At 69.9% G+C, this 25331-nt stretch carries 21 protein-coding genes and 1 tRNA gene; 16 read left to right on the forward strand and 6 right to left on the reverse strand.

The features are described 5' to 3' along the window. Positions 1-244: 244 nt before the first annotated feature. On the reverse strand, positions 245-1756 hold the full coding sequence (locus OHS16_RS18180) for a potassium/proton antiporter (protein ID WP_328540893.1): 1512 nt from the start codon (positions 1754-1756) through the stop codon (positions 245-247). Positions 1757-1946: 190 nt separating this feature from the next. On the opposite strand from OHS16_RS18180, the gene OHS16_RS18185 reads away from it, so the two are divergent. Next, a complete protein-coding gene (locus tag OHS16_RS18185) occupies positions 1947-4718 on the forward strand; it encodes a penicillin acylase family protein (RefSeq protein ID WP_328538262.1) in 2772 nt (923 codons plus the stop codon). A gap of 21 nt (positions 4719-4739) precedes the next feature. Here OHS16_RS18185 and OHS16_RS18190 read toward each other — a convergent pair whose 3' ends face one another. Continuing rightward, positions 4740-5303, reverse strand: coding sequence for a 5-formyltetrahydrofolate cyclo-ligase (locus OHS16_RS18190; protein ID WP_328538263.1), 564 nt, complete (start codon positions 5301-5303; stop codon positions 4740-4742). A gap of 123 nt (positions 5304-5426) precedes the next feature. Between OHS16_RS18190 and galU the strand changes: the two genes are divergently transcribed. The 7 genes from galU to OHS16_RS18225 all read left to right on the forward strand — a co-directional run bounded on the left by galU (position 5427) and on the right by OHS16_RS18225 (position 10739). Then, positions 5427-6329 carry a UTP--glucose-1-phosphate uridylyltransferase GalU gene (gene galU / locus OHS16_RS18195; RefSeq protein ID WP_328538264.1) on the forward strand — a complete coding sequence of 301 codons (903 nt, stop codon included), beginning with the start codon at positions 5427-5429 and terminating at the stop codon, positions 6327-6329. Positions 6330-6332: 3 nt separating this feature from the next. After that, the gene (gene glp, locus OHS16_RS18200; protein WP_328538265.1) at positions 6333-7637 is read left to right on the forward strand and encodes a molybdotransferase-like divisome protein Glp; all 1305 of its coding nucleotides are present in this window, start codon (positions 6333-6335) and stop codon (positions 7635-7637) included. A gap of 60 nt (positions 7638-7697) precedes the next feature. Then, a complete protein-coding gene (gene moaC, locus OHS16_RS18205) occupies positions 7698-8198 on the forward strand; it encodes a cyclic pyranopterin monophosphate synthase MoaC (RefSeq protein WP_328538266.1) in 501 nt (166 codons plus the stop codon). Next, entirely contained in the window at positions 8195-8734 is a 540-nt protein-coding gene (locus tag OHS16_RS18210) for a MogA/MoaB family molybdenum cofactor biosynthesis protein (protein WP_328538267.1), read from the forward strand. Before moaC ends, OHS16_RS18210 begins: the two co-directional genes overlap by 4 nt. Beyond that, on the forward strand, positions 8731-9363 hold the full coding sequence (locus OHS16_RS18215) for a GNAT family N-acetyltransferase (RefSeq protein ID WP_443042779.1): 633 nt from the start codon (positions 8731-8733) through the stop codon (positions 9361-9363). Before OHS16_RS18210 ends, OHS16_RS18215 begins: the two co-directional genes overlap by 4 nt. A 176-nt stretch (positions 9364-9539) precedes the next feature. Beyond that, entirely contained in the window at positions 9540-10592 is a 1053-nt protein-coding gene (sepX, locus tag OHS16_RS18220) for a divisome protein SepX/GlpR (protein ID WP_328538269.1), read from the forward strand. A 73-nt stretch (positions 10593-10665) separates the two neighbouring features. Next, positions 10666-10739, forward strand: a tRNA-Ala gene (locus OHS16_RS18225). A 179-nt stretch (positions 10740-10918) separates the two neighbouring features. Here OHS16_RS18225 and OHS16_RS18230 read toward each other — a convergent pair. Then, positions 10919-11413, reverse strand: coding sequence for a GNAT family N-acetyltransferase (locus OHS16_RS18230; protein WP_328538270.1), 495 nt, complete (start codon positions 11411-11413; stop codon positions 10919-10921). Between the two features lie 63 nt (positions 11414-11476). On the opposite strand from OHS16_RS18230, the gene OHS16_RS18235 reads away from it, so the two are divergent. Next, positions 11477-12280: an exodeoxyribonuclease III gene (locus OHS16_RS18235; protein ID WP_328538271.1), complete on the forward strand. Its 804-nt coding sequence runs from the start codon at positions 11477-11479 to the stop codon at positions 12278-12280. Positions 12281-12316: 36 nt separating this feature from the next. On the opposite strand, the gene OHS16_RS18240 is transcribed toward OHS16_RS18235, so the two are convergent. Continuing rightward, entirely contained in the window at positions 12317-12988 is a 672-nt protein-coding gene (locus OHS16_RS18240) for a MerR family transcriptional regulator (protein WP_328540894.1), read from the reverse strand. 164 nt (positions 12989-13152) lie between these two features. Between OHS16_RS18240 and OHS16_RS18245 the strand changes: the two genes are divergently transcribed. From OHS16_RS18245 to OHS16_RS18260, 4 genes are all read left to right on the forward strand, one after another. Beyond that, complete coding sequence (locus OHS16_RS18245; RefSeq protein ID WP_328538272.1) at positions 13153-14673, forward strand: flavin-containing monooxygenase; 1521 nt, start codon at positions 13153-13155, stop codon at positions 14671-14673. Next, on the forward strand, positions 14670-15566 hold the full coding sequence (locus OHS16_RS18250) for an alpha/beta fold hydrolase (protein WP_328538273.1): 897 nt from the start codon (positions 14670-14672) through the stop codon (positions 15564-15566). Before OHS16_RS18245 ends, OHS16_RS18250 begins: the two co-directional genes overlap by 4 nt. Then, complete coding sequence (locus OHS16_RS18255) at positions 15563-16441, forward strand: SDR family oxidoreductase (protein WP_328538274.1); 879 nt, start codon at positions 15563-15565, stop codon at positions 16439-16441. The genes OHS16_RS18250 and OHS16_RS18255 overlap by 4 nt, the downstream gene beginning before the upstream one ends. 99 nt (positions 16442-16540) lie before the next feature. Further along, a complete protein-coding gene (locus tag OHS16_RS18260; protein ID WP_328538275.1) occupies positions 16541-16723 on the forward strand; it encodes a hypothetical protein in 183 nt (60 codons plus the stop codon). Positions 16724-16940: 217 nt separating this feature from the next. Here the strand turns inward: OHS16_RS18260 and OHS16_RS18265 are convergent, their stop codons facing one another. Further along, entirely contained in the window at positions 16941-20342 is a 3402-nt protein-coding gene (locus tag OHS16_RS18265; RefSeq protein WP_328538276.1) for a S41 family peptidase, read from the reverse strand. Positions 20343-20597: 255 nt separating this feature from the next. On the opposite strand from OHS16_RS18265, the gene OHS16_RS18270 reads away from it, so the two are divergent. Continuing rightward, on the forward strand, positions 20598-21167 hold the full coding sequence (locus OHS16_RS18270) for a TetR/AcrR family transcriptional regulator (protein ID WP_328538277.1): 570 nt from the start codon (positions 20598-20600) through the stop codon (positions 21165-21167). 118 nt (positions 21168-21285) lie between these two features. Next, entirely contained in the window at positions 21286-23481 is a 2196-nt protein-coding gene (locus OHS16_RS18275; RefSeq protein WP_328538278.1) for an MMPL family transporter, read from the forward strand. A gap of 62 nt (positions 23482-23543) precedes the next feature. On the opposite strand, the gene OHS16_RS18280 is transcribed toward OHS16_RS18275, so the two are convergent. Then, a complete protein-coding gene (locus OHS16_RS18280) occupies positions 23544-23915 on the reverse strand; it encodes an SsgA family sporulation/cell division regulator (protein ID WP_443042645.1) in 372 nt (123 codons plus the stop codon). Between the two features lie 256 nt (positions 23916-24171). Between OHS16_RS18280 and OHS16_RS18285 the strand changes: the two genes are divergently transcribed. Continuing rightward, positions 24172-25329 (forward strand): serine hydrolase domain-containing protein, encoded by a 1158-nt coding sequence (locus tag OHS16_RS18285; RefSeq protein WP_328540896.1) that lies wholly within the window; start codon positions 24172-24174, stop codon positions 25327-25329. Positions 25330-25331: the final 2 nt, after the last annotated feature.

Consider the following 25331-nt stretch of genomic DNA (forward strand, 5'->3'; position numbering starts at 1 on the left):
TGCCGAGAGCTGTCCTCTTGCGCGGAACTGCGGTAGATGCCGGGCCGCCCCGCTGCGCAGAAGACGCCAGCTGTGGAGCCACAGCTGCGGAGGGTGCCACGACCGCCATACGGTCGCGCCAGCTCTGCATCAGGCAGAGTTGGTCGATCAGGTGGTTCGTCGGATCAAGTGATTCGGTGAATCAGGTGATTCAGATGGTGCGGGTAATTCGGGTGATTCAGGTGGAGCCGATGGGTCAAGCCGTTCAGGCCGACCGGTTCATGGTACCGCTGTTGTGCAGCCAGCCCGCCAGCTTGCCGCCCTGCCCGATCGCCCGGAGCCGTGCCTCGGCGGCGTCCCGCACCGGATCGGTGGCCACCACCAGCAGCTCGTCGCCGCGCCGCAGCACGGTCGCCGGCGCGGGGACGAAGCTCCTGCCGTCCCTGACGACCAGGGTCACGGCGGCGCCGGGCGGCAGCCGGAGCTCGCCGACCTCGACACCGTGCATTTTGGACTTCGCGGGGATGGCCACGGACAGCAGATGTCCGCGCAGCCGCTCCAGCGGCGCGGACTCGATACCGAGGTCGGCCGCGGTTTCCGAGTCGTCGCCGAGGCGGAGGGTGCGCGCCAGCCAGGGCAGGGTCGGCCCCTGCACCAGGGTGTAGACGACGACCAGCACGAAGACGATGTTGAACACCCGGTCGCTGCCCGAGATGCCCGAGACCATCGGGATGGTCGCCAGGATGACGGGCACGGCGCCGCGCAGTCCTGCCCAGGACATCAGGGTCTGTTCCTGCCAGGGCAGCCGGAACGGCGCCAGGCTCAGCAGTACCGAGACGGGCCGCGCCACCATCGTCAGCACCAGCCCGACGACCACCGCCGGCCAGAAGTCGTTGACCAGTTCGTGCGGGGTCACCAGCAGACCGAGCAGGACGAACATGCCGATCTGCGCGATCCAGCCGAGCCCTTCGGCGAATCCGCGGGTCGCGGGCCAGTGCGGCAGTTTGGCGTTGCCCAGCAGCATCGCCGCGAGATACACCGCGAGGAATCCGCTGCCGTGCGCGATGGCGCCGGCCGCGTATGCCGTCACCGCGATCGCCATCACCGCGATCGGATAGAGGCCGGACGCGGGCAGTGCCACATGCCGCAGCCCCCACGATCCGAGCCAGCCCACCGCGAGCCCGATGGACGCGCCGATCGCCAGCTCCAGCGCGATCTCACCGATCAGCACATACCAGTGGTCCACCGGACCCGCCGAGGAGAAGGCCACCACGAGAATCACCACCGGGGCGTCGTTGAAGCCGGACTCGGCCTCCAGCACACCGGTGATCCGGGACGGCAGCGGCACCCTGCGCAGTACGGAGAAGACCGCGGCGGCGTCGGTCGACGACACCACCGCCCCGATGATCAGCGCCTGGCGCCATTCGAGGCCGACCAGATAGTGCGCTCCGGCCGCGGTGACACCCACGCTGACCGCGACACCGGCGGTCGACAGCACCACCGCCATCGGCAGGACCGGTCTGATCTCTTTCCACTTGGTGCCAAGGCCGCCCTCGGCGAGGATCACGACGAGTGCCGCGTAACCGATCACCTGCGTCATCTCGACGTTGTCGAACTCGACGTTGAAGATGCCGTCCTGGCCTATCGCCATGCCGATGCCGAGATACAGCAGGAGGCTCGGCAGGCCGCTGCGCGATGAGATACGCACGGCGGCCACGGCGATCAGCAGAACGAGCGAGCAGATCAGCAGGAGCTCGTTCAGGTGGTGGACAGTCAGTGGCCCTTCCTTCCCTCGTACACCTGCGGGTACTTCGTTACCCTACCTAATCCTTGACGTTTCCTTGACGCTTCGCGGGCTTGCGCGATCCAGGTGGGTATACCGCGTCCTGACCGGCCGGCCGCTGCGCCTATGGTTGCTCCAGCGCTCCCTCGGCACTACAGACCACCCTGCCCCGCGAAGGACAGCGATGCCCGCCACCACCTCCGCCGCCCCTTCCGGCACGACTTCCGGTACGACCTCCGGTACGAAGTCCCGCAAGAAGAAAGGGCGTCGCGCCCGGCTTCTCGTGGTCGTCCTGGTGCTGGCGCTTGTCGCGGGTATCGGATTCGGCACGTACTGGAGCATCAGCACCGTGCGTGCTTCGCTCCCGCAGACGACCGGCGAGATAAGGGTTCCCGGTCTCTCCGCCGACGTCGACGTCAAGCGCGACGACCACGGTGTCCCCCAGATCTACGCGGACACCGACGACGACCTCTTCCGCGCGCAGGGCTATGTCCAGGCGCAGGACCGCTTCTGGGAGATGGACGTACGCCGGCACATGACGTCGGGCCGGCTCTCGGAGATGTTCGGCTCGGGGCAGGTCAAGACCGACTCCTTCCTGCGGACCCTGGGTTGGCGCCGGGTCGCGCAGAAGGAGTACGACACCCAGCTGTCGCCGTCGACGAAGAAGTACCTGCGGGCGTACGCGGCCGGGGTGAACGAGTACCTGAAGGGCAAGGACGGCAAGCAGATCTCCGTCGAGTACGCCGCCCTCGGACTCACCAACGACTACAAGCCCGCGAAGTGGACCCCCGTCGACTCGGTGGCCTGGCTCAAGGCGATGGCCTGGGACCTGCGCGGCAACATGCAGGACGAGATCGACCGGTCGCTGATGACGTCCCGGCTCGACAGCAAGCAGATCGACGACCTGTACCCGGCATACCCGTACAGCAGGAACAAACCGATCGTGCAGAACGGCGGCATCAGCCCCGTCACCGGCAAGTTCGACCCCCAGGCCGCTCCGGCCGGCTCCGTGGGCGGCAGCAACACCGCGGCGGGCGCGGTCGACGGAATGCAGTCGCAGCTCTCCTCGCTGTCCGACACCCTGGACAAGATCCCGGCGCTGCTCGGCCCGAGCGGCAGCGGCATCGGCTCCAACTCCTGGGTGGTGTCGGGCAAGTACACGACGACCCAGAAACCCCTGCTGGCCAACGATCCGCACCTGGCGCCGCAACTTCCGTCCCTCTGGTACCAGATGGGCCTGCACTGCCGGACGGTCTCCAGCAGCTGCCACTACGACGCGGCGGGCTACACGTTCTCCGGCATGCCCGGGGTGGTCATCGGCCACAACCAGAACATCGCCTGGGGCTTCACCAACCTCGGCGCCGACGTCACCGACCTCTATCTGGAGAAGGTCACCGGCAGCGGTTACCTGTACGACGGCCGGGAGAAGCCTTTCACCACCCGCACGGAGACCATCAGGGTCGCCGGCGGCAAGTCGAAGTCGATCGTCGTCCGTGAGACCAACAACGGTCCGCTGATCTCCGACCGGGACTCCGAGCTGGCGACGGTAGGGGAGAAGGCCCCGGTGACCGCGGCGGCCCCCGACCGCGGAGACGGCTACGCGGTGGCGCTCAAGTGGACCGCGCTCCAGCCGGGCAATTCGATGGACGCGGTCTTCGAGCTGGACAGGGCCAAGGACTGGACCGGGTTCCGGGCGGCGGCGAAGGACTTCGAGGTCCCGTCACAGAACATGATCTACGCCGACACCAGGGGCAACATCGGCTACCAGGCCCCGGGCACCGTCCCCATCCGTGCCAAGGGCGACGACGGCACCATGCCCGCCCCCGGCTGGGACTCCGCGTACGCGTGGAAGAAGGACCCGATCCCCTTCGACCAGCTGCCGTACGAGTACAACCCCAGGCGCGGCTACATCGTCACAGCCAACCAGGCGGTCGTCGACTCGAGGAAGTACCCGTATCTGCTGACCGAGGACTGGGGTTACGGCACCCGGAGCCGGCGGATCACCGATCTCATCAAGCAGAAGACCAGGGACGGCGGGAAGATCTCGACCGAGGACATGCAGAAGATGCAGATGGACAACAGCAGCGAGATCGCCAAGCTGCTGACCCCGCTGCTGCTGAAGCTGAACCTCAAGGACCCGGACGTCCGGGATGCGCAGAAGCTCCTGGAGGGCTGGGACTACACCCAGGATTCGGACTCGGCCGCCGCCGCCTACTTCAACGGGGTCTGGCGCAACGTCCTCAAGCTGGCCTTCGGCAACAAGCTCCCCAAGGAGCTGCGGGCCGAGGGCGACTGCCTCAACGTGCCGCCCGCCGACAGCTCGTCGGTGCCCGACGACGAGAAGGACAGGCTGGTACGGGAGTGCGGCCAGCGCTCCGCCGACTCGGCGCAGCCGGACGGTGGCGACCGCTGGTTCGAGGTGGTGCGCAATCTGCTGAACAAGCCGGACAGCGACTGGTGGAAGACGCCGCGGACCCGGCTCGACCCCGCGACCGCCAACCGGGACCAGCTGCTCGAGCGGGCCATGAAGGACGCCCGCTGGGAGCTGACCGCCAAGCTCGGCAAGGACATGGACACCTGGAGCTGGGGCCGGCTGCACCAGCTGATGCTCAAGAACCAGACGCTGGGCACCGACGGCCCCGGCGTCCTGCAGTGGATGCTCAACCGCGGCCCCTACAACCTGGGCGGCGGCGAGGCGGCGGTCGACGCCACCGGCTGGAACGCGGCCGGCGGCTACGACGTCATCTGGGTGCCGTCGATGCGGATGGTCGTCAACCTCGCCGACCTCGACAAGTCCCGCTGGATCAATCTGACGGGTGCGTCGGGACACGCGTACAGCGCGCACTACACCGATCAGACGAGCAAGTGGGCCGACGGTGAGCTGCTCCAGTGGCCGTTCGGCAGGAGCGCGGTCGACCGCAGCACGGTCGACACGCTCGTTCTGAAGAAGTCCTGACGCGCCGGGCGGCGAGGGTGCTCAGCCGCTGAAGCGGTGGACCCCGGAAGGGGTCACCACTGCCTGAACGGGGTGGTCGTGCGGTTCGTCGGGAACCCGCGCGACCACCTCGTTGTCGTGGAGCAGCATCACCAGGGCCGGGCGGGCGCCGCCTTGTGCGATACGGGCGAGCACCCGGTCGTAACTCCCGCCGCCTCGCCCCAGCCGCATCCCGCGCCGGTCCACGGCAAGTCCGGGCAGCAGGACGGCCCCGGCGCCGAGGACCGCGGCCGCGCCGAGCCGTTCGCCTCCGGGTTCGAGCAGCCCGCGACCGGCCGGCACCAGGGAGCGGGCCCCTTCGTAGTGGCCCCAGTCGAGGTCGTTGTCGGGCAGCAGCACCGGAAGCAGCACCCGCACCCCGCGCTCCCGGAGTGCGTCGAGCAATGGGCGGGTGCCCGGTTCGCGGCCCACCGAGACATAGGCGGCCACGGTTCCGGCGGCGGCGAGCTCCGGAAGTTCCAGTGCGCGCCGGGCGAGAACCACGGCGGTCTTCTGTGCGTCTTCACTGGTCAGGAGGGTTCTTGCGGCCAGCAGTTGCTGACGCATGCAGGCTTTGTCCGGATTAGCAATCATTATCAGCAGTTCGCAATCTTCTCGTAACCTCACATATAAGAATGTATTAACTGGAGCATCATGTTCCGCCAAGAGTCAGCGGATATGGTGCTCCGCATGACTCAGTCGCACCCCAGGATCAGCAAGGCTGTCATTCCGGCAGCGGGCCTCGGCACCCGGTTCCTGCCGGCCACCAAGGCCACTCCGAAAGAGATGCTGCCTGTCGTCGACAAGCCGGCCATCCAGTACGTCGTCGAGGAAGCGGTCTCCGCCGGTCTCTCCGACGTGCTGATGATCACCGGTCGCAACAAGCGCCCGCTGGAAGACCACTTCGACCGCAACTACGAGCTGGAGTCCGCGCTCACCCGCAAGGGCGACGCCGAGAAGCTCGCCCGGGTCCAGGAGTCCAGCGACCTCGCGACCATGCACTACGTCCGCCAGGGCGACCCCAGGGGCCTCGGACACGCGGTCCTCTGCGCCGCTCCGCACGTCGGCGACCAGCCCTTCGCCGTGCTGCTCGGCGACGACCTGATCGATCCCCGCGACCCGCTGCTCGCGAGGATGGTGGAGGTCCAGGAACGCGAGGGCGGCAGCGTCATCGCGCTGATGGAGGTCGAGCCGAGCCAGATCCACCTGTACGGCTGCGCAGCCGTGGAGCCGGCCGGCGAAGCCGACGTCGTCAAGGTCACGGACCTGGTGGAGAAGCCCAACGTGGCGGACGCCCCGAGCAATCTGGCGATCATCGGCCGCTATGTGCTGGACCCCGCGATCTTCGGGATACTGCGCAAGACCGCGCCGGGCCGTGGCAACGAGATCCAGCTGACCGACGCACTCCAGCAGCTCTCCGCCGACGAGTCCGCCGGAGGCCCGGTGCACGGAGTGGTCTTCAAGGGCCGCCGCTATGACACCGGGGACCGCGGGGACTATCTGCGTGCCATTGTCAGACTCGCGTGCGAACGTGAGGACCTGGGCCCGGACTTCAAGGCCTGGCTTCGCAGTTATGTCACCGAGGAGATGTAGCACGTGAGCAACACGCCGATCTGGTCGGTGGACGAGCATCTGGACGACATCCTCGGCTCGATCCGCCCGCTCGAGCCGATCGAGCTCCAACTGGCGGACGCGCAGGGCTGTGTCCTCGTCGAGGACGTCACCGTTCAGGTCTCGCTGCCTCCCTTCGACAACAGCTCGATGGACGGGTACGCGGTCCGTACCACCGATGTCGAGGGCGCCAGCGAGGATTTCCCCGCCGTCCTGACCGTCATCGGGGATGTCGCGGCGGGCAGCGGCGAGCTGCCCACCGTGGGCCCGGGTGAGGCCGCCCGCATCATGACGGGGGCTCCGCTGCCGCCCGGTGCGGAAGCCGTCGTACCGGTCGAATGGACCGACGGCGGCACCGGGGGCGGAGCCGCCACCACCATGCGCGCCGCGAGCAGCGCTCCGGAGGGCGCAGGGGGCGAAGTCCGGGTCCACCGCCCGGCCGGTGCGGGCGCGCATGTCCGCTCCGAGGGCAGCGACGTCAAGCCGGGCGACCTCGCCCTCGAGGCCGGTACGGTCCTCGGCCCGCCCCAGATCGGTCTGCTCGCCGCGATCGGCCGCGGCACGGTCAGGGTGCGCCCCCGCCCCCGGGTCGTCGTGCTGTCGACCGGCAGTGAGCTGGTCCAGCCCGGCGAAGCGCTCGCCCACGGCCAGATCTACGACTCCAACAGCTTCGCGCTGGCCGCCGCGGCCCGGGATGCCGGCGCCATCGCGTACCGGGTCGGCGCGGTCACCGATGACGCCGACACGCTCCGCAGCACCATCGAGGAGCAGCTGGTCCGGGCCGATCTGCTGGTCACCACCGGCGGGGTGAGCGTCGGGGCGTACGACGTCGTCAAGGAGGCGCTCTCCTCGGTGGGTGACGAGGACGAGGCGGGCAGCGGCATCGACTTCCGGAAGCTCGCGATGCAGCCGGGCAAACCCCAGGGCTTCGGCTCGATCGGCCCCGACCACACCCCGCTGCTCGCCCTCCCAGGCAATCCGGTCTCCAGCTACGTCTCCTTCGAGCTGTTCGTACGGCCGGCGATCCGCGCCCTGATGGGGCTGACCGAGGTCAACCGACCGACCGTCAGGGCCGCCCTGAAGGCGGACAGGACGCTCACATCGCCCGGCGGAAGGCGGCAGTTCCTGCGCGGTGTCCATGACGCGGCGGCGGGCTCGGTCACCCCGGTCGGCGGCTCCGGTTCGCATCTGGTGGCGGCCCTGGCACAGGCGGACTGTCTGATCGTGGTCCCCGAGGACATCACCGCCGCGGAGCCCGGCACGGAGCTCGACGTGGTCCTCCTGGGCTGAACTCCCTGCTGTGGCGGTACCGTGTCTGACCACACAGGCCCGACCGGGAGCGCCACAGCAATGAGTACGCAGCAACGGCTCACGCATATCGACGAGGCGGGCGCGGCCCGCATGGTCGACGTCTCCGAGAAGGACGTCACCGCGCGCTCCGCACGCGCCGGCGGGCGGGTCCTGGTCTCGCCGCGCGTCATCGAACTGCTGCGGGGCGAGGGCGTCCCCAAGGGCGACGCGCTGGCCACAGCGCGCATCGCAGGCATCATGGGCGCCAAGCGGACACCTGACCTCATCCCGCTCTGCCACCCGCTCGCGGTATCCGGGGTCACGGTCGAACTCGCGGTCACCGACGACGCGGTGGAGATCACCGCCACGGTGCGGACCACGGACCGTACGGGTGTCGAGATGGAGGCGCTGACGGCCGTCGCGATCGCCGGGCTCACCGTGATCGACATGGTGAAGGCCGTCGACAAGGGGGCGGTCATCACGGATGTACGCGTCGAGGAGAAGTCGGGCGGAAAGTCCGGGGACTACCGGCGTACCGCGCCGGGTGGAGCCGGAGCATGACCGCTTCCGGTGCCGCGCAGGGCGGCGGCGAGCGGCCCGCCGGGTACACCGCGCTGGTCGTGACCGCGTCGAACCGGGCTTCGGCGGGTGTGTACGCCGACCGGGGCGGCCCCCTGATCGTGACCGCCCTTGCCGGGCTCGGCTTCACCGTCGAAGGACCGCGGGTCGTCCCGGACGGCGACCCGGTGGAGCAGGCGCTGCGCGCCGGGATCGCGGCGGACCACGACGTGATCGTCACCACCGGCGGCACCGGCCTGTCACCCACCGACCGCACGCCCGAGGCGACCCGCCGGGTCCTCGACCGCGAGATCCCCGGTATTCCGGAGGCGATCCGCGCGGAGGGCCTGGCCAAGGTGCCGACAGCGGCGCTCTCCCGCGGACTCGCCGGAGTCGCAGGCACGACGCTCGTCGTCAACCTCCCGGGTTCCACCGGAGGAGTACGTGACGGGCTGGCCGTGCTGGAACGACTACTGATCCACGCCGTCGACCAGCTCCGGGGCGGCGACCACCCGAGACCCGCCGGGAGCATGAGCTGAACGTCTCGTCCTGGCCCGTGGAACTGGCGGAAGGCCCCGTCGTTCTCCGTCCCATAAAGCTGCGCGACCAGAAGCTCTGGCGTGAGGTCAACCGGCGCAACCGGGAGTGGCTGCGCCCCTGGGAAGCGACCGTCCCGCCCCCTGCCCCCGGAGGCCCGGTCGCCCAGCGCCCCACCTATCGCCAGATGGTCCGGCATCTGCGCAGGGAGGCCCGCGCGGGGCGGATGCTTCCCTTCGTGATCGAGTACGAGGGCCGTCTGGTCGGCCAGCTCACGGTCGCCGGGATCACCTGGGGCTCGATGTGCTCCGGCCATGTCGGCTACTGGGTCGACCGCGACGTCGCGGGACGCGGGGTCATGCCGACCGCGGTCGCGCTCGTCGTCGACCACTGTTTCCGTCATGTCGGCATGCACCGCATCGAAGTCTGTATTCGCCCGGAGAACGTGCCCAGCCGGCGGGTCGTGGAGAAACTCGGATTCCGCGAGGAAGGGCTGCGCCCGCGCTATCTGCACATCGACGGCGGCTGGCGCGACCATCTGGTCTATGCCCTCACGGCGGAGGAAGTGCCCGACAGCCTGCTCAGCCGCTGGCGCAGAGCGAGACCGGGAACGACCCGGCGCGCCCCGTAAATAAAATAAGTGTTCGAAATTGACCGTCAATCGGCGTGGCGCGACCGTGAACGGTCATCCAATTGGAGACTGTTGATCCCAACAATCACAAAAAAAGTTCGAGATATCAGCCGGATCAAGCGACACGCCGAGCCAATTGGGCGATGCCTTCGCGCGCGCCCCTCTACGGTGTGAGGGTGAGCAGTAGTGGCCTCATCTACGCAGTCATCGTCGGGGCCTGGGCCGCCTACTTGGTGCCGATGTGGCTCCGCAGGCAGGACGAGCTGAACGAGGCCCGTCCGACGGAACGCTTCAGCACCGCCATCCGGCTGCTGTCCGGACGGGCGGGAATGGAGCGCCGGTACGCCAGGGAGCTGCAGGAGCGCGCTGTCGGTGAGGGTGGTCCCGGTGCCGACGAGCCGGACGGCGCGACGGAATCTCCGAGTTCCGTCGACGTCCGGTCCTTTGCCGCGCCCAGGCAGTCGCCCGCCCCCCGTGAGGAGCGCCCCGCGGAGCGCCCGGCGCGGCCCGCACGCCGGGAACGGCCCACCGGGGCAGCCGCCGAAAGGGCCCGTCGCACCCAGGCCCTCGCTCGGCGCAGGCGCACCACCGTGCTGCTCTTCGCGGCCTTCACCCTGGGAGCGATCGTCGCCGCGGTCGGTGGTCTCGCCTTCCTCTGGGCGCCCGCCGCCCCCGCCCTGCTGCTCAGCACGTACATCGTGCATCTGCGCACCCAGGAGCGCCGCCGCTTCGCCTTCACCATGGACCGGCGCAGGGCCGAACTCGCAGCACAGCGGCTGCGCGAGAACCGCCCGCGCCGGCAGAGCGCCGCCGAGCCCGACGACGAGCCCCAGGAGCACCACCCCGAGCCCGAGCCCGCGCCTGCCGTCTCCGCGCAGGAAGCCGGCCGCCGCGCACTGGTCGAGCAGACCGACCACGCCGAGTGGGTGGACCAGGAACGCGAACGCGGCCGTGTCCAGGGCGACAGCTGGGAGCCCGTGCCGGTGCCGCTGCCGACCTATGTCACCGCCCCGGTGGCTCCGCGCGCCCCGGGCAGCGTCGACCTCGGCGTCCCGGACACCTGGAGTGCGGCCCGTTCCTCCACCGTCGCCGAACCGGCCGCCGAGGAGAACCCGCCGCCGGCCCCGCGCCAGCAGAGCGCGGCAGCGCGCCGTGCCCGCGAACACGGCCGCACCCCGCTCTTCGACCAGTACGAGGACGAGGACCGCCCCCGCGCGGCCAACGAGTGACGGGTTCCGTGACCAGCGAAGGAACGGATTTCCAAGCACCCCGATCGGGGTGCTAAGGTTTCACTCGTTGCAAGGGCCTGTGGCGCAGTCTGGTAGCGCACCTCGTTCGCATCGAGGGGGTCTGGGGTTCAAATCCCCACAGGTCCACATTGCACGACTGTTGTGGGGTTCGCCCACGAACAGTGACGGAATCCCGTCCGATCGGAAGATCGGACGGGATTTCGTGTTTTCCGGAATCGTTCGGCGCCTCCCCGGGCGGGAACGATCCCGGATGCCCGGCCCGCCCGCGCCCCCGGGGCTGTGGACCGGGGGTACGGGACGCGGGTTCAGGTTCCGTTAGGCGTGAGCGCCTTCGCGTAGCAGCGGCTGCTCTCGTAAGTGCGGTAGTGGCCGAACTTCTCGCACGGTGCGTAGCCGCTGGACAGATAGAGCGCGATCGCCTCCGGCTGCTTGTCGCCGGTCTCCAGCACCATCCGGCTACGGCCCGCGGCCCGGGCGCTCTCCTCGAGGGCGGCGAGGATCCGCCGGGCGAGGCCGAGACCGCGGGCCTCCCGGACGACGTACATCCGCTTGATCTCGGCGTCCCCCTGTGTGTACCCGAAGTCGCCCGCCGCGTCCTGGTTGCGCCAGCCGCCGGTGCCCACCGGGCGGTCGCGCGCGTCGTACGCCAGCAGGTAGAGGCCGGACGGCGGGTCGAACATGTCGGCATCGAGCGGGGTGACGTCACCCCCGTCGCCGTAGCGCTCGTCGTATTCGAGCTGGACCTGCTCGTTCAGCTTGACGGCGTCGGGGTGGTCGTAACGGACCGGACGGATATTCATACGGAGTATCGTACTTCTATGCGATGGACTGGTGGAGTGAGTCCGTATCGGTAGGGTGCCGTGGTGCTCACTGTGACAACCGTAAATGTGAATGGACTGCGCGCCGCCGCCAAGAAGGGTTTCGTGGGGTGGCTGGCGCAGACCTCCGCCGATGTGATCTGCCTCCAGGAGGTACGGGCCGAGCCCCAGCAACTCCCCGCCGGTGTGCGGGAGCCCGAGGGCTGGTTCGCCGTTCACGCCCCGGCGTCCGCCAAGGGGCGCGCGGGGGTTTCGCTCTACTCCCGGCGTGAGCCGGACCGGGTGCGCATCGGATTCGGCAGCGAGGAGTTCGACGGGTCGGGGCGGTACGCCGAGATCGATCTGCCCGGAGTCACGGTCGCCAGCCTCTATCTGCCGTCCGGCGAGGTCGGAACGGAGCGGCAGGACGAGAAGATCCGGTTCATGTCCGAGTTCCTGCCGTACCTCGAGGGGCTCAGGAAGCGGGCGGCGGCGGACGGCCGTGAGGTCGTGGTCTGCGGCGACTGGAACATCGCCCACCAGGAGGCCGACCTCAAGAACTGGAAGGGAAACAAGAAGAACGCGGGCTTCCTGCCCGAGGAGCGGGAGTGGCTGACCCGGATCTTCGACGAGGGCGGGGCGGCGTACGTCGATGTGGTGCGGTCCCTGCACCCGGACGTCGAAGGCCCGTACTCGTGGTGGTCCTATCGCGGCCGCGCCTTCGACAACGACACCGGCTGGCGCATCGACTACCAGGCCGCCACCCCCGGTCTGGCGGCAAGGGCGGTCAAGGCCTGGGTGGAGCGGGCCGCGAGCCATGCGGAGCGCTGGTCCGACCACGCGCCTGTGACAGCGGTGTACGACCTGTAGGTCCAGCGGGCGCGGGCCCCCCTTTCGGGCCGCGGGTCACCCCCCTTCGGACCGGCTCCCTTCCGCCTCGGCCCGCACCCGGCGGTCCATCGACATCGAGAGCTCCGCCGCGACGACGTCCTTGGCCAGCGGCCGCAGCTGCGACATCGCCTCCCCGAAGCCGGTGTCCGGCAGATGTGCGTGGATGAGTTCGGTGAACAGCTCGGTGAGTGCCTCGGTGTGCTCGCGGATCCGGTGGCCCGCGGCGAGGACGTCCGCGAGGGGGACGCCCTGTCCGACCAGTGCGGCCGACACGTCGAGCAGCCTGCGGCTGATGTGGATGATCTTGTCGCCGTCGGTGGCGAGGTAGCCGAGATCCAGCGCCGCTGCGAGGTTCTCCGCTGTCGCCTCGCCCTCGAAGTAGTCCGCGAGCTGCTCGGGGGTGAGGCGGACCGGCTCCTCCTCCGACCAGGAGGGGGGCTCCGATGCCGACAGGCCGAGCAGCGCGCCCACATCGCGGCCGCTCTCGAAGGCGGTGGCCAGGTCCGCGATGCCGCTGAGGGTGTGGCCGCGTTCCAGCAGCGCCGCGATGGTGCGCAGGCGGGCCAGGTGATGTTCGTCGTACCAGGCGATCCGGCCTTCGCGGCGCGGCGGCGGGATCAGTTTCCGCTCACGGTAGAAGCGCAGGGTGCGCACCGTGATACCGGCCTCCTTGGCCAGCTCCTCCATGCGGTACTCGCGTCCTGCTTTGCCCTCTGCCACTCGGGAAGCCTATGTCGTACCGGAGGTAACTTTCGCTCCGCCGACCCCTACCCATCAGTACGCGGGTGCTCTAGTCTCCAAACAGTGCCAGTGATTGCTGGCAGAGTCGGGGTATTGCAGGAGGCGGCAGCATGGCCCAGCACGAGCACGTACGAGTGGCGGTGATCGGATCCGGATTCGGCGGCCTGGGCGCCGCTGTCCGGCTGCGCCGCGAGGGGATCACCGACTTCGTCGTCCTGGAGCGGGCCGCTTCGGTCGGCGGGACCTGGCGCGACAACAGCTATCCGGGGTGCGCCTGCGATGTGCCCTCCCATCTGTACTCGTTCTCTTTCGCGCCCAACCCCGACTGGCCGCGCACCTTCTCCGGCCAGCCGCACATCCGGGCGTACCTGGAGAACGTCACCGACACCTTCGGCCTGCGGCCGCATATCCGCCTCGAACACGAAGTGCTGAAGATGCACTGGGACGACGCTGAACTGCGCTGGGAGATCGAGACCTCCCGGGGCACGCTCACCGCTGACATGGTCGTCTCCGCGACCGGGCCGCTCTCCGACCCGAAGATCCCCGAGGTGCCGGGGCTCGACGGCTTCGAGGGCAAGATCTTCCACTCCGCGCAGTGGGACCACGACTACGACCTGCGCGGAAAGCGCGTCGCGATGATCGGGACCGGGGCCTCCGCGATCCAGATCGTGCCCGCGATCCAGCCCGAGGCGGGGCGGCTGACGCTCTTCCAGCGCACACCGCCCTGGGTGATGCCGCGGATGGACCGGGCGATCAGCGGGGCCGAGCGGTGGCTGCACGACAAGGTTCCCCTCACCGCCAGCGCGCGCAGGCGACTGCTCTGGGGCATACGGGAGCTGCAGGTCAGCGCCTTCACCAAGCGGCCCAACGAGCTGGGGCTCATCGAGTCCATCGGCAGGTCCAACATCCGCCGCTCCATCAAGGACCCGGCACTGCGCGCCAAGCTGACGCCCTCGTACCGGATCGGCTGCAAGCGCATCCTGCTGTCGAGCACCTACTATCCGGCGCTCGCCGAGCCCAATGTCGACGTGGTCGCTTCCGGTCTCAAGGAGGTGCGTGGCAACACCCTGGTCGCGTCCGACGGGACCGAGACCGAGGCCGATGTGATCATCTTCGGGACCGGCTTCCATGTCACGGACATGCCGATAGCCGACCGGGTGGTGGGCGCCCAGGGCGTCACCCTCGCCGAGACGTGGAAGGACGGCATGGAGTCGCTGCGCGGCGCCACCGCGGCCGGCTTTCCCAACTGGATGACGATCATCGGGCCGAACACCGGTCTCGGTAACTCCTCGATGATTCTGATGATCGAGTCCCAGCTGAGCTATCTCGCCGACTACCTGCGCCAGCTGAACGTGCTCGGCGGCCGGGTCGCACTCGACCCGCGGCCGGCGGCGGTGGGCGCGTGGAACGAGCGCGTCCAGCAGCGGATGAAGCGGACCGTCTGGAACACCGGCGGCTGCACCAGCTGGTATCTCGACGCCAACGGACGCAACACCACGATCTGGCCGGGCACCACCACCGAGTTCCGCAAGGCCACCAGGTCGGTGGATCTCGGGGAGTACGAGGTGATCCGGGCGGCAGGTGCGAGCGCCGGCACCGCGGACCGTGCCGTCGAGAAGGAGGCGGTGTGAGCACCGCCGCGCGGGAACTGACCGTCGTCTCGGCCGACGGCTCACGCATCCACGCCGAGGTCCACGGCCCCGAAGGCGCCCCTGCCGTGGTGCTCTCGCACGGCTGGACCTGTTCGACGGAATTCTGGGCCGCCCAGATCAGGGACCTCGTCCCCGATCACCGGCTGGTGGTCTACGACCAGCGTGGGCACGGCCGTTCACCCGGTGCCGGGCGCGACGGCTACTCCACGGGCGCACTCGCCGATGACCTGGAGGCGGTGCTCGCCGCCGCTCTCGAGCCGGGCGAGCGGGCCGTACTCGGCGGGCACTCCATGGGCGGGATGACCATGATGGCCGCCTCCGGGCGGCCCGGGTTCCGGGAACACACCGCCGCGGTGCTGCTCTGCAGCACCGGCGCTTCGCGGCTGATCGCCGAGTCGCTGGTGGTGCCGATGCGCCCCGGGCGGCTGCGGACCCGGCTGACCCGGCTGATCCTCGGATCGCGGGCCCCGCTGGGACCGGCGACCGCCGTGTCCAGGCGCATTCTCAAGTACGGGACGATGGGGCCAGGTTCGGTCCCCGACCGGGTGGCCGAGTGCGCCCGGATCGTGCACGCCTGCCCACGGGGGACCCGAGTGGCCTGGTCGCGGGTGCTCGCCGAGCTGGATCTGGAGGCGGGGATACGGGAGCTGCGCGTACCGACCGCGGTGATCGTGGGTACCGCGGACCGGCTCACCCCGCCGGTGCACGCCCGGGCGCTGGCCGCCGCGCTGCCGGACGGCCTGGGGCTCACCGAGCTGACCGGGATCGGTCACATGACCCCGATGGAAGCCCCGGACGTGGTCGCGGACCGGTTGCGGGAACTCGTCAACACCTATGTACGCGTGGAGAAGCAGAAGGAGCAGGCCGTATGAGCAGGAACAGCCTTGAAGGCCAGGTCGCGGTCGTCACCGGCGCGGCCAGGGGTGTCGGCGAACTGCTGGCCCGCAAGCTCTCGGCGCGCGGCGCGAAGGTGGCGCTCATCGGCCTGGAGCCGGAGGAGCTGAAGGCGGTGTCGGCGCGGCTGCACACCGACAGCGACCACTGGCACGCCGACGTGACCGACCACCTGGCCATGGCGCGGGTCGCTCAGGAGGTCAAGGCGCGGTTCGGGAAGGTGGACATCGTCGTCGCCAATGCAGGAGTGGCGACCGGCGGGCCCCTTGTGGACTCCGACCCGGATGCCTGGCGCCGGGTCATCGAAGTGAACCTGGTGGGTGGATCGGTCACCGCGCGGGCCTTCCTTCCGGTACTGATGGAGAGCCGCGGATACTTTCTCCAGATCGCCTCGCTCGCCGCGATCACACCCGCGCCCATGATGTCCGCGTACTGCGCGTCCAAGTCCGGGGTCGAGGCCTTCGCGCACTGTCTGCGGGCCGAGGTCGGCTACAAGGGAGTGCGGGTCGGTGTCGGGTATCTGTCCTGGACCGACACGGACATGGTGCGCGGCGCCGACGAGGACGAGGTGATGCGGGAGCTGCGGCAGCGGCTGCCGTGGCCTGCCAACCGCACGTATCCGCTGGGTCCGGCGGTGGACCGCATCGTGGCCGGTATCGAGCGGCGCTCCCCCCACGTGTACGCGCAGTGGTGGCTGCGCGGGATGCAGTCCGTGCGGGGCTATCTGCCCTCGGTGATCGGTGTCGTCGGGCAGCGCGAGATGCGCCGCTTCGAGCCGAGGCTGGCGGGGGTCGCACGGGGTCTGGTGGGCGCCGGGGGAGCTGCTGACGAGAAGGCCCGCACCGAGCGTTAGGTTCCGAAATGCGTGGTCTTCTCCACCGTGGCAGGCTGGGCGGGGCCTTGGGGGCGTGAGCCCCCGCCCTCTCCACGAACGCGCTGGGAGTGAGACCGCATGGGCATCAGGGACCAGTTCAGGGACAAGGCGAAGCAACTCGCCGAGCGGGCGGAGAAATCCGGTGGCCGAACGGCGGACGAGCAGTCCGAGCGGCCCTCGGAGGCCGACGGCATGAAGGACGCGGGTCGGCGGCGGACCGAAGGTGCGCAGGACCGGCTGCGGGATCAGTTCGACGCCTGATCCGGGTCGGGTTCGAGCCGCGACACGACCGGCCCGGAGACGGGCCGGAAGCGGGCGCCGTGCGGGTTCGCCCCCGGCCCGGTGAGACGTGAGGCGCGCCCCCTGCGGGGCGCGTCTCACCTCCGTGCGCGGGGTGTGCCGCGGGTGGGGCGGGTCCATGGGGCGGGGTGAGCCGGGTGCGAGGATGCCCTCTTCGACGGTGCCGGAGCGCCCGCAGCTAGCGCCCCCGGCGGGGTGGCAGAGCCGGGCGCCGTTTGTCCGGTACGTCGCTGTAGTCGGGCGGTTCTTTCGCCGGCTTCGCCGCCAGCAGATCGAGCGCGGCCCAGACGGCGTCGTCGAGCTGGGCATGGCGGCCCTCCGCCCAGTCCAGTGGGGTGCGCAGGGCCTCCAGGTCCGGTGCCACGCCGTGGTTCTCCACGGACCAGCCGTAGTCGTCGAACCAGGCCGCGTTCATCGGGACCGTGATCACCGTGCCGTCGATCAGCTGATGCCGCCCCGTCATCCCGACCACGCCGCCCCAGGTGCGCTGGCCGACCACAGGGCCGAGGTTCAGCAGTTGGAAGGCCGCTGTGATCATGTCGCCGTCGGACGAGGTCGCCTCGTCGGCCAGCGCGACCACCGGGCCCCGGGGGGCGTTGGAGGCGTAGGAGACGGGCTGTGCGTCCCGGGTGAGGTCCCAGCCGACGATGGTACGGGTGAGCTTCTCCACCACCAATTCGCTGATGTGGCCGCCCGCGTTTCCCCGTACGTCCACGATCAGTGCGGGGCGGGACACCTCCAGCCGCAGATCGCGGTTGAACTGTGCCCAGCCGGAACCCCCCATGTCGGGGATGTGCAGGTAGCCGCACCTGCCGCCGCTCAGCTCCCAGACGACGGCGCGCCGTTTGTTCACCCAGTCCTGGTAACGCAGCGGGCGTTCGTCGACCAGCGGGACCACGGCCACCCGGCGGGAACGCCCGCCCCCCTCGGGGGGTTGGAAGGTGAGCTCGACCGTCGTGCCGCCGGCGGCGGAGAGCAGCGGGTACGGGCCGGTCACCGGGTCCACCGGGCGGCCGTCCACATGGGTGAGGACGGCTCCCTCGCGGATACCGGTCCCGGCCAGTGGGGAGCGCGCCCTGGAGTCGGACGAGTCGCCGGGGAGGATCCGCTGGACCACCCAGGCGCCGTCCCGGCAGACGAGGTTCGCGCCCAGCAGGCCCATCGCGCGCTGGTAGTGCGGGGGGCCTTCGTTGCGGCGGGCCGGGCTGACGTACGCATGCGAGGTGCCCAGTTCGCCGAGGACTTCGCGGAGCAGATCGGCGAACTCGTCCGGGGACGCGACCCGTTCGACCAGCGGGCGGTACTGGGCGAGGATCGCCGACCAGTCGATGCCGCACATCTGCGGCTCCCAGAAGTAGGAGCGGATGATGCGGCCCGCCTCGTCGAAGGCCTGGCGCCATTCGGACGGCGGCTCGACCTCGTGCAGGATGCGGCGGAGATCGAGAAACACCGTGGTGTCGTTGTCACCGGACTCGGTGGCGGGAACCGCGCGCAGTTCGCCCTCGTCGACGACCACCAGACGGCTTCCGTCGCGGCTCACCGCGAATGAGTCCAGGTGGTCGACCAGTTCGGCCTTGCGCGCCTTGATGATGTTGAAGTGTTCGAGCGTCGGCCGGCCCGACGTATCGGCCGGGTTGACGAAGGTCTCGCCCAGGGCGCCGGAGATCGGCCAGCGCAGCCAGACGAGGCCGCCACCGCTGACCGGATGCAGGGCGGAGTACTTGGACGCGGGTACCGGGAAGGGGGTGACCCGGTTCTCCAGGCCCTCGATCTCGACCAGCACCCTGCCGCCGCCGTCGCCCATGCTGTCGCTCACACCGTCGCCCATCGCGTCGACCGGGTCGAGCCCGCCCGCCGCGGGGCGGCCGTCGGGCAGCAGGGCGAAGGGCGAGGGCGTGGCGGACGAGAGCGGGACCAGGTAGGGGCGGCAGCCGAGCGGGAAGGAGAGGTCGCCGGTGTGCACGTCGTAGACCGGGTCGAAGCCCCGCCAGGACAGGAACGCCAGATAGCGGCCGTCGCTGGTGAAGACCGGATTCTCGTCCTCGAAGCGGCCGTTGGTGACGTCGACGACGGTGGGGGCCATAGCGCCGGCGATCTTGGCCATCTTGATCTGGCGCAACGAGCGGCCGATCCCGGGGTGCGACCAGGTCAGCCAGGCGCCGTCGGGTGAGAACGCCAGGTCGCGCACCGGGCCGTTGACGGAACGGATGAGTTCGGTGACCTCTCCGCCTGCCCGGTCGGCGCCGATGGGCCCGCCCCCGTCTTCCTCGCCGCCCTCGTCTTCCGCACCTGTCCCGCCGGTTCCGCCGGTCTCCCCGATCTCGTCGGTCTCGTCGTCGGGCACGGTGAGCAGCAGCAGCCGCCCGTCGTGCGACGCGATGGCGAGCTGCTCGCCCTCCGGGTCCGAGATCAGCTCCTGCACCCGCCCGAGCGCCCCGGAGGCGAGCCGCCGCGGCGGGCGTTGGCCGCTGGCCCGCGGCATGTACGCGATCTCGATCGCGTCCTCGCCCTCGGCGTCGGTGACGTACGCGACCCGGCCCGCGCTGCCGAGCATTTCGGGAAGCCGGATCCGCACCCCCGGCGTGTCGGTGATGGTGCGCGCCGGGCCGTCGCGGTGGGTGAGCCAGTAGAGGCTGCCGCGTACGGCGACGGCGCTGGCCCGGCCGGTCTCGTCGACGGACAGGCTGTCGACATGGAGGGAGGCGGGGACCTGGTAGTTGCGCCGGCCGGTGCGCGGACCGCCGATCCGGACGTCCAGCCGGCGCGGCAGCGCACCGGGCGAGAGGTCGTCGGCGAGCCAGAGGTCGCCCGCGCACTGGTAGATCACGCGGTGGCCGTCGGTCGATGCGTTTCTGGCGTAGAAGGTGTCGTGGTCGGTGTGACGGAGCAGGCCTGTGCCGTCCGGCAGGCAGGAGTAGAGGTTGCCGATGCCCTCGTGGTCGGAGAGGAAGGCGACCCGGCCCGCCACCAGCATCGGGCTTTCCAGATGGCCGCCGATGCCGGCCAGCAGCCGCTCGCCGTGCAGCCACAGCCGGCCGGTCGCGCCACCGCGGTAGCGCTTCCAGGCGGCGGGTTCGTGCGGAGGCTTCCCGGTGAGCAGCAGCGTACGGCGCTGCCCTTCGACGTCCCCGACCGCGATGTCGCTGACCGGGCCCCACGGAAGCTTCGCACCGGGGCAGCCGTCGGTGGCGACGGTGTAGGCCCAGCTGAAGTAGGAGAAGGGCTGGCTGTGTGAGGCCACCGCCAGGATGTCGCCGTCGGGGGTCCAGCCGCAGACCCGGGTGTCGAGTGCTCCCCAGTGGGTCAGCCGCCGGGAGGGGCCCCCGGCCACGGGGGCGAGATGGATCTCCGGGTCGAGGCTGCGCCAGCTCGTGTACGCCAGGTGCCTGCCGTCGGGCGAGAAGCGCGGATGGCCCACTCTGGTGCGGTCGACGGTGATCCGCCAGGCCCGGCCGGGGCGGGCGCCTGCCGGGGCGAGAGGCGCAACCCAGAGATCGTCCTCGCTCGCGAAGCACAGCAGGTCGCCGTGGAGGTGCGGGAAGCGGAGGTACGCGGCATCGCCTGCATCGACTTGGCTCACCCTCCCATGCTTTCCGGGCGGAGAGGGCCCGGCAACTCGTGGTTGCCGCGCCTCGCGGTCGCACATTCGTGCGGTGCCCGCTTATGCCGGGCCGACAACGGTGATGGAGCCCACAAGCGAAACGCCTCCGTTTCGCTCAGGCGGGGCGTAATGTCGTGGTGTACGAAACCGTTTCGTTCAAAGCCGTTCCGCTCAGAGCCTTCCGGCGTACGCCATGTACTCGGACCGCTCCAGGCAGCCGAAGGGAGGTCGAGGATGGCGAGCAGACTCACGCCGGAACGCGAGGCCGAGCTGTACGCAGCCGTACTCGACCTGCTGCGCGAGGTCGGATACGACGCCCTGACCATGGACGCCGTCGCCGCCCGCACCAAGTCCAGCAAGGCCACCCTCTACCGCCAGTGGGGGAGCAAGCCGGAGCTGGTGGCTCGAGCGCTGCGGCACAACAAACCCGTCCGGATCGAAGACATCGACACCGGTTCACTGCGGCGTGACTTCCACGCCATGGTGGCCCGTGAGAACGACTGCGAGATGGAGAAGAACTCCGCCCTGATGCGGGGTCTGATGCATGCGGTCCACGACAATCCGGATCTGTACCAGGCGTTGCGTGAGCTGTTGATCGAGCCCGAGCTGACGGGCCTCGACCGGCTGCTGCGGCGCGCCGTCGAGCGCGGCGAGGTCAGTGCGGGCAATCCCGCGCTGGGCTTCGTCCCGCACATGCTGGTCGGCGCATTCGTCGCCCGGCAGTTGATCGAGGACCGGCCGGCCGACCGCGCCTTCCTCACCCAGTATCTGGACGCCGTGATTCTCCCCGCCCTCGGCGTCTAGCCCGTCACCTGACACCGCACCACCGATACCGCCCCATCCGCCCACCTGACACGCTGCTCTCGTCGTCGGGCTGGTTCCTTACGCCCTTTTCCACCCGACCTGACCGGGAGACGCCCTCGTGGCCACGTACCTCTACAAGCTCGGACGGTTTGCCTTCCGGCGCCGCCGTTATGTCCTTCTGGTGTGGGTGGCGCTGCTGGCGCTCGCCGGTTTCGGCGCCGCCTCCGCTGCCACCGCCACCTCCAGCTCCTTCTCCATACCGGGCACCGAGGCCCAGAAGGCCTTCGATCTGCTCGCCCAGCGCTTCCCCGGGGGAAGCGCCGACGGCGCCACGGCACGAGTGGTGTTCAAGGCGCCGGCCGGCGAGAAGATGACCGACGCCGACAACAAGGCGGAGGTCCGGAAGGTCGCGGCGGATCTGCGCACCGGCTCCCACCAGATCGCCTCGGTGACCGACCCGTACAAGGCCAAGGCCGTGTCCAGGGACGGCAGTACCGCCTATGTGCAGGTCGCCTACAAGGTGAGCTCGATGGAGCTCACCGACAAGACGAAGGACTCGCTCCAGAACACCGGCGACAGGGCGCAGCACGCCGGGTACGACGTGGAGATCGGCGGTGACGCCCTCCAGGCCATGCCGGAGACCGGGTCGGGCGAGATCATCGGTGTGGTCATTGCCGCGGTCGTACTGATGGTGACCTTCGGTTCGCTGATCGCCGCGGGTCTTCCTCTGATCACCGCGCTCATCGGTGTCGGAATCGGTGTCTCCACCGTCACGGCACTGGCCAACGTGCTGGATCTGGGATCCACCACATCGACGCTGGCCATGATGATCGGCCTCGCGGTCGGCATCGACTACGCGCTCTTCATCGTCTCCCGGTTCCGGGCCGAGCTCGCCGAAGGCCGCGAACCCGAGGAAGCGGCCGGACGGGCCACCGGAACTGCCGGCTCCGCCGTGGTGTTCGCCGGGCTGACCGTGGTGATCGCGCTGGTCGGACTGGCTGTCGTCAACATTCCGATGCTGTCGAAGATGGGCTTCGCCGCCGCCGGCACGGTCGTGATCGCTGTGCTTATCGCGCTCACCCTGATTCCCGCGCTGCTGGGCTTCGCCGGCAAGCGGGTGCTGGGTCGCAAGGCCCGCAGGAAGCCCCCGGTCGAGGGCGCCGCGGTGAAGGTCAACGGAGGCACCCGCTGGGCGAGCTTCGTACTCCGCCGTCCCGTGATGGTGCTGCTGGTCGGTGTGATCGGCCTCGGGGCCGTCGCCGTACCGGCCGCCTCACTGCAGATGGGTCTTCCGGACGACGGCGCTCAGCCGACCGACACCACCCAGCGCAAGGCCTACGACATGCTGTCGGACGGCTTCGGTCCCGGGTTCAACGGCCCGCTGATGGTGGTTGCCGACGTCAAGGGTGTCAGCGACGGCACGGCCGCGGTGAACAGGGTGCACAAGAAGATCGCCGGACTCGACGGAGTCGTCACGGTCCTGCCCGCCACCTACAACAAGCAGCACGACACCGCCACGATCACCGTCATCCCGAAGGACCGGCCCTCATCGGCCAGGACCGAGGACCTGGTCCATTCCATCCGGGACGCGGGCGCACAGATCAAGTCCGACACCGGAGCCACCGTCCTGGTCACCGGTGCCACGGCGATGAACATCGACTTCTCGCAGAAGATGAACGACGCGCTGCTGCCGTATCTCGCGCTGGTGGTGGGTCTGGCCTTCCTGCTGCTGATGGTGGTCTTCCGCTCGGTGCTGGTCCCGCTGAAGGCGGCACTCGGCTTCCTGCTCTCGGTGGTCGCCGCCCTGGGCGCGGTCGTCGCTGTCTTCCAGTGGGGCTGGCTCGGCTCGGTCTTCGGAGTCCAGCAGACCGGCCCGATCATGTCGATGATGCCGATCTTCATGGTGGGTGTGGTCTTCGGTCTCGCGATGGACTACGAGGTCTTCCTGGTCACCCGGATGCGGGAGGCCTACGTCCACGGGGAGCGGCCGGGACAGGCTGTGGTCACCGGCTTCAAGCACGGTGCCCGGGTGGTCTGCGCCGCGGCCGTCATCATGATCGCGGTCTTCTCGGGATTCATCGGCGCGAGCGACGCGATGATCAAGATGATCGGCTTCGGTCTGGCCATCGCGGTCTTCTTCGACGCGTTCGTCGTGCGTATGGCGATCGTGCCCGCGGTCCTCGCGCTGCTCGGCAAGCGGGCGTGGTGGCTGCCGCGCTGGCTCGACCGCGCGCTGCCCAACGTGGACGTCGAGGGCGAGGGACTGAACAAGCACATCGAGCTCGAGCAGCAGCGGGAGCTGGTCAAGGTCTGACATCCGGGCGGCCGTCCTTCGGGGGGATGCCCCGGGGCGGCCGCCCCTCGGGCATCGACCGCTCAGCGCTGAGGTCCTCCATGCCCCACGGCATGGGGGACCGCTCTGTACGTACGGCCCAGGAAGCGCATCAGCGGTGCCTTGTCGAACTGGACGACCGCCACGCCGTGCGCCGAGTGGAACTCCAGCACCGCCTGGGCCCGGCCGCAGGGCCACATCCCCACGTTGCCGCTGCGCTGCGGCGCGCGCAGACCGGCCTCGAGGAGCTCCCTGGCGAAGACCCACTCGGTGCCGCCGGGAAAGACCACGGTCACGTCCCCCGCGTCGGACGCGGGATCGTAGCGGAAGGCGACGCGGACGACGGTCCAGTGTCCGGGGGTGTCGGTGACGACATGGCCCCGTGCGGACATCTCGACGGAGGGGGATATCTCCATCTCCAGCTCCTCGCCTTGTGCTGATTTTGGCGTGCCTCTCGCCACAGTCTTGTCCTCCCCGGCGAGCGCTTACACCAAATATCCCACCTTTTGTCTTATTTGTTCTGTCGGTGACCGTTCCAACGGAAGGGAGTGCGCCCCCGGCACACCCTGCCGGGGGCGCACCGTACCCCCGGGGAACGCCGTCCGGAGGCGCACCGCACCATGGGAGACGTACGTCGACGGGACGTGCGGGTAGACGCGGGAGCACGACGTGGTGGACGTCCAGGGGACAGTGGCGGACGGTTTCGATGCGGTCAGGGACGCCTTTGTCGGCAACTTCGGCCAGCGCGGTGAGCGCGGGGCCGCCGTCACCGTCTACCGCGACGGTCACAAGGTCGTCGACCTCTGGGGCGGCACCAGGGACGCCGAGGGCTCCGAGCCCTGGGCGCTCGACACCGCCCAGGTCGTCCGGTCGGCGACCAAGGGAGTCGCCGCGGCCGTCCCGCTGCTGCTGCACCAGCGAGGTCAGCTCGACCTCGACGCCCCCGTCTCCACGTACTGGCCGGAGTTCAAGGCGGGCGGCAAGGAGCGCGCGCTGGTCCGGGACCTCCTCGCCCACCGGGGTGGAGTGCCGATGCTCGACCGGCCGCTCACACCCGCGGAGGCCATCGACGGGCAGTCGGGGCCGCGGGCGGTCGCAGCCCAGCAGGCCGCCTGGGAGCCGGGCACCGACCACGGCTATCACGCCCAGACATACAGCTGGCTGCTGAGCGAGCTGGTGAGGCGGGTGACCGGACGCACCATCGGCCGGTGGATCGCCGAGGAGATCGCCCGCCCCCTCGACATCGACTTCTGGGTGGGGCTGCCCGCTGAGGAGGCCCACCGGGTCGGCCGGATCGGACCGGTCGAAGCGCCCCCGGTCGGCGGCCGGCTGAAGATCAGGCCCAAGCGCTCGGTGAGCGAGGCGTACGCCGACCCCGGCTCGCTCACCAGCCGCGCCTTCGGCGCCATCGCCCCGTTCCCCGACGAGAACGCACCCGAGTACCGCGCCGCCGAACTGCCCGCGTCCGCCGGGATATCCACTGCCCGCGCACTCGCCCGGGTCTACGCGTCGATGATCGGCTCTGTCGACAACGGGACCCGGCTCTTCGCCCCGGCGACGCTGGCCCTCGCCCGCACCGAGGAATCGTCGGGCCCCGACCGTGTCCTCGTCGTCAACACCCGCTTCGGGCTGGGCTTCATGCTGCACGGTCCGGCGTCGCCACTGCTCGGCCCCGGCTCGTTCGGCCACCCCGGCCGCGGCGGTTCGCTCGGCTTCGCGGACCCGGAGTCGGGGATCGCGCTCGGATATGTGACCAATGGCCTGCAGAAGGGAGTGACGGCTGACCCCCGCGCCCAGGCTCTGGTCAGGGCGGTGCGGTCGGCGGCATGATC

Source organism: Streptomyces sp. NBC_00344, from assembly GCF_036088315.1.
GTDB lineage: Bacteria > Actinomycetota > Actinomycetes > Streptomycetales > Streptomycetaceae > Streptomyces.

Excerpts from the sequence above, each read along its gene's own strand:
- OHS16_RS18185 (WP_328538262.1), top strand. The coding sequence starts at position 1,947 with ATGCCCGCCACCACCTCCGCCGCCCCTTCCGGCACGACTTCCGGTACG.
- OHS16_RS18190 (WP_328538263.1), bottom strand. The coding sequence starts at position 5,303 with ATGCGTCAGCAACTGCTGGCCGCAAGAACCCTCCTGACCAGTGAAGAC.
- galU (WP_328538264.1), top strand. The coding sequence starts at position 5,427 with ATGACTCAGTCGCACCCCAGGATCAGCAAGGCTGTCATTCCGGCAGCG.
- moaC (WP_328538266.1), top strand. The coding sequence starts at position 7,698 with ATGAGTACGCAGCAACGGCTCACGCATATCGACGAGGCGGGCGCGGCC.
- OHS16_RS18210 (WP_328538267.1), top strand. The coding sequence starts at position 8,195 with ATGACCGCTTCCGGTGCCGCGCAGGGCGGCGGCGAGCGGCCCGCCGGG.
- OHS16_RS18230 (WP_328538270.1), bottom strand. The coding sequence starts at position 11,413 with ATGAATATCCGTCCGGTCCGTTACGACCACCCCGACGCCGTCAAGCTG.
- OHS16_RS18240 (WP_328540894.1), bottom strand. The coding sequence starts at position 12,988 with ATGGAGGAGCTGGCCAAGGAGGCCGGTATCACGGTGCGCACCCTGCGC.
- OHS16_RS18245 (WP_328538272.1), top strand. The coding sequence starts at position 13,153 with ATGGCCCAGCACGAGCACGTACGAGTGGCGGTGATCGGATCCGGATTC.
- OHS16_RS18255 (WP_328538274.1), top strand. The coding sequence starts at position 15,563 with ATGAGCAGGAACAGCCTTGAAGGCCAGGTCGCGGTCGTCACCGGCGCG.
- OHS16_RS18260 (WP_328538275.1), top strand. The coding sequence starts at position 16,541 with ATGGGCATCAGGGACCAGTTCAGGGACAAGGCGAAGCAACTCGCCGAG.
- OHS16_RS18270 (WP_328538277.1), top strand. The coding sequence starts at position 20,598 with ATGGCGAGCAGACTCACGCCGGAACGCGAGGCCGAGCTGTACGCAGCC.
- OHS16_RS18280 (WP_443042645.1), bottom strand. The coding sequence starts at position 23,915 with ATGGAGATATCCCCCTCCGTCGAGATGTCCGCACGGGGCCATGTCGTC.